Origin of the sequence: Mesorhizobium sp. M1A.F.Ca.IN.022.06.1.1 (assembly GCF_003952605.1) — a bacterium.
Classification (GTDB): Bacteria; Pseudomonadota; Alphaproteobacteria; order Rhizobiales; family Rhizobiaceae; genus Mesorhizobium.
This window is the reverse complement of record NZ_CP034455.1, coordinates 4654433-4668188: the sequence shown is the minus strand read 5'-3', so window position 1 is coordinate 4668188 and position 13756 is coordinate 4654433. Positions and strand designations below refer to the sequence as shown.

At 61.9% G+C, this 13756-nt stretch carries 16 protein-coding genes, 1 tRNA gene and 1 pseudogene; 17 read left to right on the top strand and 1 reads right to left on the bottom strand.

What is annotated here, in order from left to right; genetic code table 11:
• Nucleotides 1-295: 295 nt before the first annotated feature.
• The 17 genes from EJ078_RS22155 (at nt 296) to EJ078_RS22075 (ending at nt 12695) form a co-directional block, all read left to right on the top strand.
• Nucleotides 296-928 (top strand): glycosyltransferase family 25 protein, encoded by a 633-nt coding sequence (locus EJ078_RS22155; RefSeq protein WP_208720815.1) that lies wholly within the window; start codon nt 296-298, stop codon nt 926-928.
• A gap of 402 nt (nt 929-1330) precedes the next feature.
• Nucleotides 1331-1771 (top strand): MucR family transcriptional regulator, encoded by a 441-nt coding sequence (locus EJ078_RS22150; protein ID WP_127334956.1) that lies wholly within the window; start codon nt 1331-1333, stop codon nt 1769-1771.
• Between the two features lie 158 nt (nt 1772-1929).
• Nucleotides 1930-2274, top strand: coding sequence for a hypothetical protein (locus EJ078_RS22145; RefSeq protein WP_127403429.1), 345 nt, complete (start codon nt 1930-1932; stop codon nt 2272-2274).
• Nucleotides 2275-2469: 195 nt separating this feature from the next.
• Nucleotides 2470-3636 carry a tyrosine-type recombinase/integrase gene (locus EJ078_RS22140; RefSeq protein ID WP_127847653.1) on the top strand — a complete coding sequence of 389 codons (1167 nt, stop codon included), beginning with the start codon at nt 2470-2472 and terminating at the stop codon, nt 3634-3636.
• Nucleotides 3637-3950: 314 nt separating this feature from the next.
• Entirely contained in the window at nt 3951-4127 is a 177-nt protein-coding gene (locus EJ078_RS22135) for a hypothetical protein (RefSeq protein WP_095782987.1), read from the top strand.
• A 142-nt stretch (nt 4128-4269) separates the two neighbouring features.
• Nucleotides 4270-5562 (top strand): UDP-N-acetylglucosamine 1-carboxyvinyltransferase, encoded by a 1293-nt coding sequence (murA, locus tag EJ078_RS22130; protein WP_127214601.1) that lies wholly within the window; start codon nt 4270-4272, stop codon nt 5560-5562.
• Nucleotides 5563-5640: 78 nt separating this feature from the next.
• Nucleotides 5641-6072: a DUF2948 family protein gene (locus EJ078_RS22125; RefSeq protein ID WP_095782985.1), complete on the top strand. Its 432-nt coding sequence runs from the start codon at nt 5641-5643 to the stop codon at nt 6070-6072.
• 9 nt (nt 6073-6081) lie between these two features.
• A complete protein-coding gene (hisD, locus tag EJ078_RS22120; protein ID WP_127847652.1) occupies nt 6082-7374 on the top strand; it encodes a histidinol dehydrogenase in 1293 nt (430 codons plus the stop codon).
• A 2-nt stretch (nt 7375-7376) separates the two neighbouring features.
• Nucleotides 7377-7862, top strand: coding sequence for a UPF0262 family protein (locus EJ078_RS22115; protein ID WP_066993793.1), 486 nt, complete (start codon nt 7377-7379; stop codon nt 7860-7862).
• The gene (locus EJ078_RS22110; protein ID WP_082954052.1) at nt 7850-8314 is read left to right on the top strand and encodes a low molecular weight phosphatase family protein; all 465 of its coding nucleotides are present in this window, start codon (nt 7850-7852) and stop codon (nt 8312-8314) included. Before EJ078_RS22115 ends, EJ078_RS22110 begins: the two co-directional genes overlap by 13 nt.
• A 196-nt stretch (nt 8315-8510) precedes the next feature.
• On the top strand, nt 8511-8729 hold the full coding sequence (gene infA, locus EJ078_RS22105) for a translation initiation factor IF-1 (protein ID WP_006200926.1): 219 nt from the start codon (nt 8511-8513) through the stop codon (nt 8727-8729).
• A 19-nt stretch (nt 8730-8748) separates the two neighbouring features.
• On the top strand, nt 8749-9375 hold the full coding sequence (locus EJ078_RS22100; protein WP_066993800.1) for a Maf-like protein: 627 nt from the start codon (nt 8749-8751) through the stop codon (nt 9373-9375).
• A complete protein-coding gene (yacG, locus tag EJ078_RS22095) occupies nt 9372-9593 on the top strand; it encodes a DNA gyrase inhibitor YacG (protein ID WP_067328558.1) in 222 nt (73 codons plus the stop codon). Before EJ078_RS22100 ends, yacG begins: the two co-directional genes overlap by 4 nt.
• A 157-nt stretch (nt 9594-9750) precedes the next feature.
• Nucleotides 9751-9826, top strand: a tRNA-Phe gene (locus EJ078_RS22090).
• A gap of 214 nt (nt 9827-10040) precedes the next feature.
• A complete protein-coding gene (locus tag EJ078_RS22085; protein WP_127324927.1) occupies nt 10041-11231 on the top strand; it encodes an integrase arm-type DNA-binding domain-containing protein in 1191 nt (396 codons plus the stop codon).
• Nucleotides 11232-11511: 280 nt separating this feature from the next.
• Nucleotides 11512-12144: a hypothetical protein gene (locus EJ078_RS22080; protein WP_091595110.1), complete on the top strand. Its 633-nt coding sequence runs from the start codon at nt 11512-11514 to the stop codon at nt 12142-12144.
• 335 nt (nt 12145-12479) lie between these two features.
• Nucleotides 12480-12695: a hypothetical protein gene (locus tag EJ078_RS22075; RefSeq protein ID WP_091595108.1), complete on the top strand. Its 216-nt coding sequence runs from the start codon at nt 12480-12482 to the stop codon at nt 12693-12695.
• A gap of 10 nt (nt 12696-12705) precedes the next feature.
• On the opposite strand, the pseudogene EJ078_RS22070 reads toward EJ078_RS22075, so the two are convergent.
• A pseudogene (locus tag EJ078_RS22070) lies at nt 12706-13206 on the bottom strand (aminopeptidase); the annotation flags it as partial.
• Between the last annotated feature and the right edge of the window lie 550 nt (nt 13207-13756).

Below are 13756 nucleotides of genomic sequence, written 5' to 3'. Positions count from 1 at the left end.
GCATACTGACGATCCTCCAGCGGGAGGGCCGTTTCAGCAATTTCGAAGCCACCGCCAACCGAGCGATCACGGCGATCGTCAATAGCAACCTCGTCGAGACCTACAGGCCGGCGAGCCTCAAAGGGAGCGACGGGTACCCTTGGACCTATGTTCGTCTCACCGAAGCAGGCCTGCGCGTCATAGGGGCCGGCGCGCCACGACCTGATCACAAATAGGCTCAAGCATTCGTGATCCGCCTTTGTTGCGCGGTTCAAGTAAGGGATCGACCCGCAACTGGTGTCGAATAACAACCTCCATGAAATCTTACATCATCAACCTGGACCGCAGCCCGGGCAGAATGCAGCGCATGGCTGATCGTCTCAACTCCATCGGAGCAGCCTTTGAACGAGTGCCGGCGGTGGACGGGCGCCTGCTTAGCGACGCTGAGATTGCGGACGTCTACAAGCCCATAGCTGGCGTGGCCGCGATGACGCCGGAAGAGGTGGGCTGCTTCCTGAGCCATCGAAAATGCTGGGAGCGGATCGCGTCGGGTCCGGACGCTTACGGCTGCGTTTTCGAAGACGACATGTTGATATCCAAGCGGGCCGGTCTGTTCCTGGTCGAGGAGGCCAGCTGGGTTCCTCGCGACGCGGACCTGGTCAAGGTCGAGACAGTCGTCGGAAGGGTGTGGCTGGACCGCACCGTACTTGCGCTGCGCGACGGCTTCGAACTGGCGCGCTTGCGGAGCTTCTCTTTTGGGTCCGGCGGATACATTCTATCGAAAACTGCGGCCGAGCGCCTGTTGGCGATGACCAGGGTATTCTCGGATGCGGTCGACCATGTGAAGTTCAACCCCGCCTGCGGGATCGCCGGTAGTCTGAAATCCTATCAGATGATCCCGGCTCTGAGCGTTCAAACGCAGAGCTTCTATCCCAAGGGTTCCCTTTGATCGAAGTGCCGGCGCTCGCCGTGCACAGCGATCCTCGCTTTCCCGGGAACTTGATGGAGAAGCCGTGGCTGCAGCGAAAGGTCTTGCAGGCGCTCCGTCGGCTGGGACACACGCTGCGCCGCCATTGGCGAACCGAGGTCATGATTGCCGATCAAACAGGTGCTTTCTGCAGCAAGACCTAGGGAAAATTAGACCGCCTTTTTTGCTTGACATTATTGTAACCAAAATGGTTACACTGAGCACCGATTTGGTAGCAAAGAGAAGCAGCATGAGCAGTTTGCCAGCAATGATGGAAATCGATCTCCTCGAGACGCCGGCGCCAATCGGGCAAGCGCGCCCGTCACCAGGTCGACCCGAGGCGATCTGACCTCGACGACACAACCCCTACCACGGAGAGTAAGCATGGAAGACAAGAACTACATCGAGTTAACGGCCTCGATCGTCTCGGCCTATGTCGGAAACAACCCGGTGCAAGCCGCGCAATTGCCGGAGCTGATCGCATGCGTGAACGCCGCTGTGCGCAAGCTTGACGGCCCGGCGGTCGTCAACGCGACCGCACCGAAGGAGCCGGCCGTCCACCCCAAGAAGTCGATCCATCCCGATTTCATCATCTGCCTGGAAGACGGGTTGAAGTTCAAATCGCTCAAGCGGCACTTGATGACCGACCACGGTCTTACGCCCGCCGCTTACCGCGCGAAGTGGGGTCTGCCGGCGGATTACCCGATGGTGGCGCCGAACTATTCCGCCACGCGGTCGCGGCTGGCGAAGGCCTCTGGCCTCGGCCGGCATTCCAAGGTGCCGCCGATCCGCACCAAGACGCCCGCGCGCCGTGCCTTCCAGTAGGCGCGCCATGAAAGTCACCGCCGTCATTGAGCGACTTGCGAAGGGCGATCCCTGCGCCTCGGCTTCTCCAGTGGCCAGAGGCGGTGGTGGTTCGAAGGACCTTACCAGGTCGTGCCAGAGCATATCTTCACGCGGCGGTGCACGACGGGGCTGTCGCCGTGATCGAGGCCGGCGACAGCCTGTTCGGCTTCAAGGGAAATTCGCAGACCTGGCTGGTCGAGGATGTTCCGATGCACGGTGACCCCTGGGCCAGCTACGACGCCTGGAAGCCGACACCGCCCGATTGGGTGATGCCCTTCCACACCCGTCGCTACGCCGACGAAACCCGTTGGCGCATGCACCGCGATCTCGGGCGACATCCGTTCTTCGACGGCGACGAGTCCGAATACGAATACCTCTGCGAGGAATGGGACGAGCTGGCGCGCATCGATGCGCACGAGCGCGCGCCCGAGGAAGAAGATTTCGAGGAGATGACTGCCGCGACCGGGAAGAGCCATGAATGACCAGCCGCCCGAAGTGCTGACCATGTCGCAGACACCGGAATACTGGTCGTCGCGTTTTCGCGACAAAGGGTTGCGCATGTCCGCCAGGTCGTTGCGCGAGAAGGCGATCAAGACGGGCCTCTGCTACTGTGTCGACAGGCAGGTGCTGATCTCGCCGCGGCAGATCGATGAGTTGTTTTTGTGGAGTAAAGCGTCATGCCGCTCACGATCTACAAGCGCGGCCGGTTCTGGTGGCTCACCGGAACGGTCCCAACCCGGCAAGGCGAGCAGCGCGTACACGAGAGCACTGGCGAAACTGACGAAGCCAAAGCGAACAAGGTCCGCCTGAATCGCGAGCTGCGTGCCCAGCAGGAAATCGATCTCGACCCAAAGGACTTCTTCACCTTCGCCCAAGCCGTCGAGGCCTATCTGCAAGCCGGCAAGAGCGAGAGCTACATCCAGAAGCTGCTCGAACATTTCGCCGACACCAGGATCTCGGACATGACCGGATCGGGCGTGCGTGCCGCCGCCAAGGTGCTGTACCCCGGTGCTGCTTACACGACATGGAACCGGCAGGTGATCATCCCCACCCGGGCCGTCATCAATCTCAGTGCCGATGACGGCAAATGTCGAGAAGTGGTGATCAAAGGGTTCAAGAAATCGGACAAGGACGTCCGCCGGCCGAGCACCCCGTCCAAGCGCGCGGTCGACCGTTCCTACATCGACACATTCCGGGAGCACAGCGACGACCCCCGAATCAGCGCCTTGATGCTATTCATCTACCAGACCGGCGCCCGTGTCTCGGAGGCGATCGCGCTTGAGGATGATTCGCCTGATGTCGACCTGGTGAACCGCAAGGTCATTTTCCGCGACACGAAGAATGGCGAGGACGGCGAGGCCGATCTAACGGTCGAGATGGTCTACGAGATCCAGGAACTCCGCCAGTGGAAGCGGGAACGCTTGGCCGCATGGGAGGTGCGCGTACCCTGGAAGAATAGGCGCTCAGGCCCACGCCACAACGGCCGTGCCGCTAAGAAGCCGAACACCCGCCTGTTCGGCTATATCCAGCGCGGTTCGGTCTACAAGGACATCAAGCGCATCTGCGAAAAGGCCGGCATCCCCTATCTTGGCACCCATCAACCGGGCCGTCACAGCTTCGCCACCGAGATGATCGTGCGCAACGGCGTCGACATCGCCACCACGGCAAACAAGGGCCGTTGGAAAACGAAAAAGCTCCTCCTCGAAAACTACACCCACGGCGAGGGCAAGGGCGTCATCGATAAGGTCTTCGGGAAGAAGAAGCCGCGCAAGGCGGCGAACGCTGGTGACAAAGCAACCAAAGTGGTTACGAGACCTTACACCAGCCGAAAACGGCCTGCCTGATAACAATCTGATTTCGCTAGAAAAAGGGCCGCGTTTCCATCTTGGTTACGCCCTTACCAAGGGAGTGCTCTACCACTGAGCTACCGCAGCCTGCGATGGCGGCGCTTCTGCCATAACGAACCGGCAAGCGCAAGGCCAAGAAAACCTTAAAACGACGCATGCCTTCGTGCGAAATCGCTGCGCGGTTTTCCCGCGGCATGTGTCGAATGCCGCGGCTGTGGAAGCCGCTTGCGAGCAGGCTTCGATGACATGGCGGCGCCACAATGTTAACTATGCCTGAACCACAGCCGGCTATCCGCCGGCGAGGACCGGCGATGAACGACAAGGCAAATCCGCCGAAAAAACGCGATGGCGAGCGCAAGGACCGGCTGGCCGAGGCGCTGCGTGCCAACCTGCAGAAGCGCAAGGCGCAGGCCCGTTCGCGGCGGGATGGCAATCCTGATGATCGGCCGGAAGGATTGCCGACTGCTGGAAAAATGCACAAGGACTAACCGAAATCAGCCACACTGGCCGATCACACTCGGTCCACAGATGGGGAAATCCTATTTCTTGAACCGCACCGGCCGATAGTCTAGAGCCGGATATACTCAACCGATTGAAACCGGCCCGTCCGGGCCGAGGGGACGTTCTTTCATGGATCGCATCAGAATTGTCGGCGGCAATAAGCTTGCCGGAAGCATTCCGATTTCGGGCGCCAAGAACGCGGCGCTGCCGCTGATGATCGCCTCGCTGCTCACCGACGACACGCTGACGCTCGAAAACGTGCCGCATCTGGCCGATGTCGAGCAACTGATCCGCATCCTCGGCAATCACGGCGTCGACTATTCCGTCAACGGCCGGCGCGAGAAGCAGCAGGAGGGCTATTCGCGCACCATCAATTTCTCCGCCCGCAACATCGTCGACACCACCGCGCCCTACGAGCTGGTGTCCAAGATGCGCGCCTCCTTCTGGGTTATCGGCCCGCTGCTTGCCCGCATGGGTGAGGCCAAGGTGTCGCTGCCGGGCGGCTGCGCCATCGGCACGCGCCCGGTCGACCTCTTCCTCGAAGGCCTGCAGGCGCTGGACGCCGATCTCGACGTCGACAACGGCTATGTCGTCGCCAAAACCAAGAACGGTCGTCTCCACGGCAACCGCTACGTGTTCCCGAAAGTGTCGGTCGGCGCCACCCATGTGCTGGTGATGGCGGCCTCACTCGCCAAGGGCGAGACGGTACTCGAAAACGCCGCCCGCGAGCCGGAAATCGTCAATCTCGCCGAATGCCTGATCGCCATGGGCGCCAAGATCCACGGCGCCGGCACCTCCACCATCACCATCGAGGGCGTCGAGGCGCTGTCGGGGGCGCGCGTGCGCGTCATTCCCGATCGCATCGAGACCGGAACCTATGCCATGGCGGTGGCGATGACCGGCGGCGACGTGGTGCTGGAAGGCGCGCGCCCCGACCTGTTGCAGAGCGCGCTCGACGTCATTGCCGAGACCGGCGCCGAGATCACGCCGACCAATGCCGGCATCCGCGTCAAGCGCAACGGCGCCGGCATCGCACCGGTGGATGTGACGACCGCGCCCTTCCCCGCCTTCCCGACCGACCTGCAGGCGCAGTTCATGGGCCTGATGACGATGGCGAAGGGCAAGTCGCGCATCACCGAGACGATCTTCGAGAACCGCTTCATGCATGTGCAGGAGCTTGCCCGCCTCGGCGCCCACATCACGCTGTCGGGCCAGACGGCGATCGTCGACGGCGTCGCCAAGCTGAAAGGCGCGCCGGTCATGGCGACCGACCTGCGCGCCTCGGTGTCGCTGGTCATCGCAGGGCTTGCCGCCGAAGGCGAAACCACCGTCAACCGCGTCTACCACCTCGACCGCGGTTTCGAGCGCCTGGAGGAGAAGCTTTCCGGCTGCGGCGCGGTGATCGAGCGGATTTCGGGCTGACAAAGCGCCTCGGTTGCGCAGAGCGGAAAGACCGCATAACAGAAGATTGACTAATCAACCTTCAGGTGCGCATTCCGCATGGCCCTCAAGCTCATCGCGCTCGACGACCAGGATCTGAGCATCATCTCGGCCCACGTCCAGGACGCCGTGATGAAGGTCTCAGACCTCGAATACCTGCCGGCGGCCAAACGTTTCGTGCTGACCATGAACCGCTTCGTCTGGGAGGCGAGGTCCGGCTTCTTGCGCCAGCACAATGAACGGCGGCAGAGCGTGCTGCATTTCGACCGCGTGCTCGGCGCCAAGACCAGCGGTATCGCCCGCGACAAGCCGGCGGAGGTACTGTCGCTCTTGGCGGTCAGCTTCGTCGCATTCAGCAAGCCGGCCGGCATCATCGAGCTGGTTTTTTCCGGAGGCGGCACGATCATGCTCGACGTCGAGTGCATCGAGGCGCGGCTCGCCGATGTCGGCGGCTCCTGGGAAGCCACCTCGCGCCCGGTTCACAGGACCTGAGCACCGACGATGGCCATCACGCTTAGCCAAACCGACGCCGATTTCGAGCTGCGTTTTTCGGCATTCCTCACCACCAAGCGCGAAGTGTCGGCCGACGTCGAAGCGGTGGTGCGCGACATCGTCGCGCGCGTGCGCGCCGCAGGCGACAAGGCGCTCATCGACTACACGCTGAAATTCGACAAGGCCGATCTCAACAGGCTCGGCATCGCCGTCTCCAGGGCCGACATCGAAAAGGCATACGCCGCGGCCGACCCAGCCACAGTCGAGGCGCTCGAATTCGCACGCGACCGCATCCGCTCCCATCACGAGCGGCAGAAGCCGAAGGACGACCGCTACACGGACGCCGCCGGCGTCGAGCTCGGCTCGCGCTGGACCGCGATCGATGCCGTGGGGCTCTATGTGCCCGGCGGCACAGCGAGCTATCCGAGCTCGGTGCTGATGAACGCGGTGCCGGCCAAGGTCGCCGGAGTCGAGCGCATCGTGATCGTGGTGCCGGCCTCGGGCGGTGTCATCAATCCGTTGGTTCTGGTTGCGGCCGACCTTGCCGGCGTCTCCGAGATCTACCGCGTCGGCGGCGCGCAAGCCGTCGCCGCGCTCGCCTACGGCACCGAGACGATCCGGCCGGTCGCCAAGATCGTCGGGCCGGGCAATGCTTATGTCGCGGCAGCCAAGCGCCAGGTGTTCGGCAGCGTCGGCATCGACATGATTGCCGGGCCGTCGGAAGTGCTGGTTGTGGCAGACGCGGACAACGATCCGGACTGGATCGCCGCCGATCTGCTGGCGCAAGCCGAGCATGACGCGTCGGCGCAGTCTATCCTCATCACCGACAATGCCGAATTCGGCACGGCGGTGGAGCAGGCGGTCGAGCGCCAGTTGAAGAGCCTGCCGCGCGCCGCGACGGCGGCGGCGAGCTGGCGCGATTTCGGCGCCGTGATCCTGGTGCCGACGATCGAGGCTTCGCTGCCGCTGGTCGACCGCATCGCGGCCGAGCATGTCGAGCTCGCCTTCGACGACGCCGAGAACTTCCTCGCCGGGATGCGCAATGCCGGCGCCGTCTTCCTCGGCCGCCACACGCCGGAAGTCATCGGCGATTATGTCGGCGGCTCCAACCACGTGCTGCCGACCGCGCGCTCGGCGCGCTTCTCGTCTGGTTTGTCCGTGCTCGATTTCGTCAAGCGCACGTCGATCCTGAAGCTCGGCCCGGAGCAGCTCAAGGCGCTGGCGCCGGCGGCCATCGCGCTCGCCAAGGCGGAAGGGCTCGACGCCCACGCACGATCGGTGGCGATCAGGCTGAACATGTAGCGATGTCCGGCCACCACCAAAACCGCGACAGGCTGATCGACGTCGAGCTCGACGAATCGATCGGGCGTTCGACGCCCGATGTCGAGCATGAGCGGGCAGTGGCGATCTTCGACCTGATCGAGGAAAACAGTTTCCGGCCGGTCAACGACGATGGCGCCGGCCCATACAGGCTGAAGCTGTCGCTGGCCGAGTCGCGCCTGGTGTTCGCCGTCAGCCGCCAGAATGGCGCCGATGTGGTTACCCACATCCTGTCGCTGACGCCGCTTAGGCGTATCGTCAAGGATTACTATCTGATCTGCGAAAGCTATTATGAGGCGATCCGCTCCTCCACGCCCAGCCATATCGAGGCAATCGACATGGGCCGCCGCGGCCTGCACAATGAGGGCTCGCAAACACTGATGGACCGGCTCGCCGGCAAGATCGAGATCGACTTCGACACGGCGCGCCGGTTGTTCACGCTCGTCTGCGTGCTGCACTGGCGGGGGTAGTCCTGGCCGCGCTGCCGCATTCGATTCTTTTTGTGTGCGGCATGAATGCCGTGCGCTCGCCGATGGCCGAGCAACTGGCGCGGCGGATGCTGCCCGCCACCACTTTCGTCGCCTCGGCCGGCGTGCGCAGCGGCGAGCGCGACCCCTTCGTCGATGCCGTGCTTGCCGAAGAGGGTCTCACGCTCGGCGAGCGGCAGCCGAGGACGCTTGACGAGCTGGAAGACGATTATTTCGACCTGATCGTGACGCTGGCGCCGGAAGCGCATCACGCCGCGCTCGAGCTTACCCGCTCGCTCGCCGTCGAGGTCGAGTACTGGCCGATGCCGGACCCGACCGACACCGGCGGCACGCGCGAGCATATCATGGCCGCCTATCGCGATGTGCGAGAGCGGCTGAAGACGCGCATAAGCCGGCGTTTCTTGCTTCCGGAAGCAAAAAACGCGACGGATTAAGCATGTTCACAAGCGGGCGATTATCATATAGGTTCCGCCGCAAATTCCGGCTGGAGTCGGACGAGTTCAGGTCTGTTCGACCTGAAATCGTCCGGCTCCAGATCAAGAGTAGAGCATGATGTCGTCCGAAAACCGCTTCACACTTTTCGGCATCATGCTCTAAGCCCCGGAACCGCCATCCAAGCAAAGGTATCGAATGCCGAAGGAAGAAGTCCTCGAATTTCCGGGCGTGGTCACGGAACTGCTGCCCAATGCGATGTTCCGGGTGAAGCTCGAAAACGAGCACGAAATCATCGCCCACACGGCCGGCCGCATGCGCAAGAACCGCATCCGCGTGCTGACCGGCGACAAGGTCCTGGTCGAAATGACGCCTTACGACCTGACCAAGGGCCGCATCACCTACCGCTTCAAGTAACAATTCGGCGCGAACCGCGATGAGCATCCTGCAGAAGCTCGTGCTTGCCTCGGGTTCGCCGCGTCGAATCGAGCTGTTGCAGCAGGCCGGCATCGAACCGGACCGCGTGCTGCCCGCCGATGTCGACGAGACGCCGCTGCGCGCCGAGCATCCGCGCTCGCTGGCGAAGCGCCTTTCCAAGGACAAGGCCGAGAAGGCGTTCGCCTCGCTGAAAAGCGAGGAAGACTATGCGCCGGCCTTCATCCTGGCCGCCGACACGGTGGTGGCGGTGGGGCGGCGCATCCTCCCCAAGGCCGAGACGATCGACGACGCGGTGAACTGCCTCGGCCTGCTTTCCGGCCGCTCGCACCGGGTCTATTCCGGCATCTGCCTGATCACGCCGGGCGGCAAGCTCAGGCAGCGGCTGGTGGAGACCAGGGTGCGCTTCAAGCGACTGCCACGCGAGGAGATCGACGCCTATGTCGCGTCGGGCGAATGGCGCGGCAAGGCCGGCGGTTATGCCGTGCAGGGCCTCGCCGGCTCCTTCGTCGTCAAGCTGGTCGGCTCCTACACCAATGTGGTCGGCCTGCCGCTCTACGAGAGTATCGCGCTGCTGTCCGGCGAGGGCTTCAAGCCGCACAAGAACTGGCACGTCGCGCGGCCATGAGCCCGGACGAAAAGGTTACGCCGCTGAGGCCGAAGCGCCCCTGCCCCGAATGCGGCAAGCCTTCGGTGCGGGAGCACTATCCGTTCTGCTCGACACGCTGCAAGGACATCGACCTCAATCGCTGGCTGAAAGGCGCCTACGTCATTCCCGGCCGCGACGACGAAGAGGAAGAAGACGGAGGCCCCAAGCAAGGCCCTTCGTCCACAGACGAGCAGTGAAGGCCCGTAGCAATACGCCGTTTCCCGGCGATTTTTCTTTATCAACACCTAAGCGCTGGACAGGGCGAATTCCCGTGCTATAACCCACGCGCTTTCGAGGGGGGCGCCACCCGGCGCTTCCGTGAAACCCGGCGGACGAGCCCGTTAGCCGGCGCAGGCCCAGATAGCTCAGTTGGTAGAGCAGCGGACTGAAAATCCGCGTGTCGGTGGTTCGAATCCGCCTCTGGGCACCATCCCCTCCTCTCCCGACACTCCCTTTCGCCGAATCTTCTACGCTTCTGTTTGCACAAACAACTGAAATCGTTCATCTTTTTGGGAAGGATGGCGCGATTGAGCGCGTTTCATGGAATTTCGGCGTATTTGGTCTAACGAGGCGGAGGGCTGGTATTTCCGTTGGTACTGGACATCCTGATGGTATCGAAACAGCCAAAGGGAGGTGTCCCACAAATGGCCCTTTCCGACGTGAAATGCCGAAATGCCCGTCCTGCTTCCAAGCTATTGAAATTGTCTGATGGTGGCGGGCTCCAGCTCTGGGTGCAGCCCACCGGATCCCGCCTATGGCGCCTCGCCTATCGACTTGACGGCAAGCAGAAGCTTCTGGCGTTGGGCAGCTATCCCCTTATTTCGCTCGCCGAAGCACGCAAGGCGCGCGATGACGCCAAACGTCTCCTCCTCACTGGCATCGATCCCGCGCAGGAACGCAAGTTGCGAAAGGTCGGTTCGGCAAAGGACAGCTTTCGATCAATCGCCGAGGAATATGTGGACAAGCTGAAGAAAGAGGGACGTGCCGACCGGACTATCACCAAGGTCAAATGGCTACTCGACTTCGCCTATCTCACCTGTGGGCACAAGTGCATTCGGGACATTGATGCGGCCACTATCCTTGCTGCCCTTCGTAGCGTGGAGGTGCGCGGTCGATACGAGTCGGCCAGGCGGCTGCGCTCGACCATTGGCAGCGTCTTTCGATACGCCATCGCCACTGCACGCGCCGACACTGACCCCACGTCCGCGCTGAGGGGCGCTCTCATCAGGCCAACGGTCACGCCGCGTGCCGCCATTACCGATCCGAAGGCATTCGGCGGCTTGCTGCGTGCGATCGAGACATTCGACGGACAGCCCGCAACCCGAGCGGCTCTGAGGTTGATGGCGCTGCTGTTTCCCCGCCCCGGTGAGCTTCGCGCTGCCGAATGGGGGGAGTTCGACTTCGAAAGTTCGGTATGGACTATCCCGGAAGCGCGAATGAAAATGCGACGACCGCACCGCGTTCCTCTTTCAACGCAGGCTTTGGATATCCTGGCCGAGCTTAAAAAAATCTCCGGCGCTGGGACGCTGCTGTTTCCAAGCGTGCGATCGCCTTCTCGTCCGATTTCCGACAATACACTCAACGCCGCCCTGCGTCGCATGGGTTACAGCAAGAATGAAGCAACGGCCCATGGCTTCCGAGCAACGGCATCAACTCTGTTGAACGAATGCGGCAAGTGGCATCCAGACGCCGTAGAGCGACAGCTGGCTCATATTGAAAATAACGACGTTCGGCGCGCCTATGCCCGGGCGGAGCACTGGGAAGAGCGCGTCAAGATGATGCAGTGGTGGGCAGATTATCTGGAAAAAATTGAGAACGCCGGAACGCGCGGGTAAACTCAATCAGATGCGGGCAGCCAGCTGTCCGGCACGTATCGCGAACGTCCGGTTTACGCTGCATAGCGGCCGTTGAGGCCTGCGTTGCCGCTCTCCCGAAGCGGACATCCCTGGGGAACCTGGCGGCCTGAAGGCGGAATGGGTGATCCGACGAAGGCCGAGAGCGCTGCGATCTAGCGAGGGCTGGAACAAGGCATGGTTCAAGGCCAGTGCCGGAGCGCCGCGCTAGCTGATTCCACACTTGTTGAAGCCGACATGATGGGAGACCTATCTAAGGCCCATGTCCACACGCCAGAAAATGGATGCAGCTGCGAATTTGATCGAAGGGTGGACGCTCCCGTCTGCGGCCACGCTTGGGTCATCGGTCCGAGCCAGAGGGATCGTTCGCGAAGTGCGAGCCCACCTGCCTTTGGCGGCGAAAAAGCTGCTCGGTATCGAGGTCGGGGCCTTGCGCATGCCGGAAGGCGCCTATGGCGATTTCCGGACTGCGTCGGCGATTGTGTCCAAAACGCTGGAAGGCATCGAAGGCCTGCCCGTAATTCCCCGTGAAGTCGAAGACATCCTGACGATCTCTTCGGCAGAGCGGCACCGGTGGCTCAAGGACGGCCGCTTGCAAAGCACAGGCACACGTACGGTGAAACTTCGTGGTCGCGCAAGGAAGGTAACTTTTCACGTGTTTGACCCACGTCACATCGAGGACGTGCTCGATCGCGACTTGGTTACGGTCTGGCGCGAGGACGACGCGATAGCTGCTGCAGAGAATAGGCGGCGGGCCGCCGGAAAGGCCGCCCTGAAGCGTGCGCAAAAGAGCGGCCGCAGGGCCGCGTCTGCGCCTGACAGCACTCGGGACGAGGTGTCACGTCAGAAACTGAAGGGCTGGGACGAATTCGAGAGTGACGGACTTCTGCGCTGATTCAGCGAAAAAAGATTCTTTCGCTGCTCCTGCCCACTACGACCGCACTGGCCCGAATCCTGATCCGGGTCGCGCGCCTGACCTCCGGGAGTCAATGGGCGTAAACAGTCCGCGAGTCTGGTTCCGGCCCAGGTAGGCGACAGTAACGGGCCGCCATATCGGCCGTTCACCACGGGCGACACCATTTCCCGAAAGCAGCGAGCCGTTGGCGCGCGTCATCGGTATCCCTTTTAAGTCCCAGGGGATACTGTTGCCGCCCATCAGCCGTCTTATCGGTATGGCGAAGCCGCTGATCTGTGTTAAGCCGCCGCCCGAACAGCCGAAGGAGTACACCCGTGAGCGAGCCGACCGTGGCCGAGGCGACCGACAGCATCTATGCATCGCTCCGGGCGAACAATGCCGACATCGATGCAAATATCGCGGCGCTCAAAGCGGCGCTGACGCGAGAGGGGATAGAACAGGCGGTGCTCGATCCGACCAGGCTGGCGCAGAACAACCGTTCGAGCCGCAAGGTGATGCAGGCTTATTTTCGGCAGCGCGGCGTGACGTGAGGTGGGCCAATTCATGGAACACGAGCCCTGCAAGATACGTTTCATCTTGGCTGAGCATGGTGCTTAGCAGCGGGTCACTTGACCAGCCAAGCGTGCAAAATGCAGTGATGCCCGTCAGATAGACGTCCAGGCCCTGCCTCTGAAGTGCGACAGCGGTTTCAATCGCAGACCTTTTGGAGAAGTATCCTCGGTACGGAACGCATCCGAACACCGGAAAGCACCATGTTCGTGGCGTCAGCGAGAATTCCGACGCTGCGAAGACGGCCCATGTCACGGCGTCCCGACCAACGTTGACATGGCTGCGGTAGCTATTGTTGTCTGGAAGCGCTAGTTCATCTATCGCAAACTGTCGGATGGCGCTCGCCGATTCCATTCGAGCGCGTAATGTCCCAGGGATCGAAGGATCGTCGATCAGCTCTTCGACATCCTGGCGCGCCGCCATGATCTCCACGTGACCCTTCAAGGATTGTGCGTAGTAAGAAATGCTGGTGCAACCTGCCAGGCTGGACATCACGATCATCGCAGCAACCGAACGAAAAAATGCACGCATCACGGTTGCCCACGGCATTTGCTCACACGTCCGGATAGGGCAAACGTCGCAACTACGCCCGGTCCCAAACAGTGGCTCCAATTTGGTTGATGTCCTGGATGGGGGTTTAGGTTAGACGTTCGTCTTCGGCAAGATTGTCACAATGTGGTCATTCGCTGCCAAATTGCCGAATGTCCGCTATAAGCCGGACACGGCGACGTGGAACTATCCGCCTAGGAGGTCTTTTTCTCCTGAAGCTTCCGGTCGCATCCGGCCCAACGCTGTTGGTCCGCAATGCGCCCACGTCGGCCATAGACGCAAATTGTCTCCTCCCAGGAAGTAGTCGTTGCCGATGACCATGCTCCAGGTCGTAGTCGCGCTAATAGCTGCCATTGGGAATCGTTCCGCGAAGATAGTTCGGGGAAGCTGAACGACGACCGTGCAAGCGGCCTGCCGAGGCCGTCGAAATTGTCTTCGAAATCGTTCCTATTGTCGAAAAGTCCGCTCTCGCCCTCTAGGCGGCCTGCTCGCA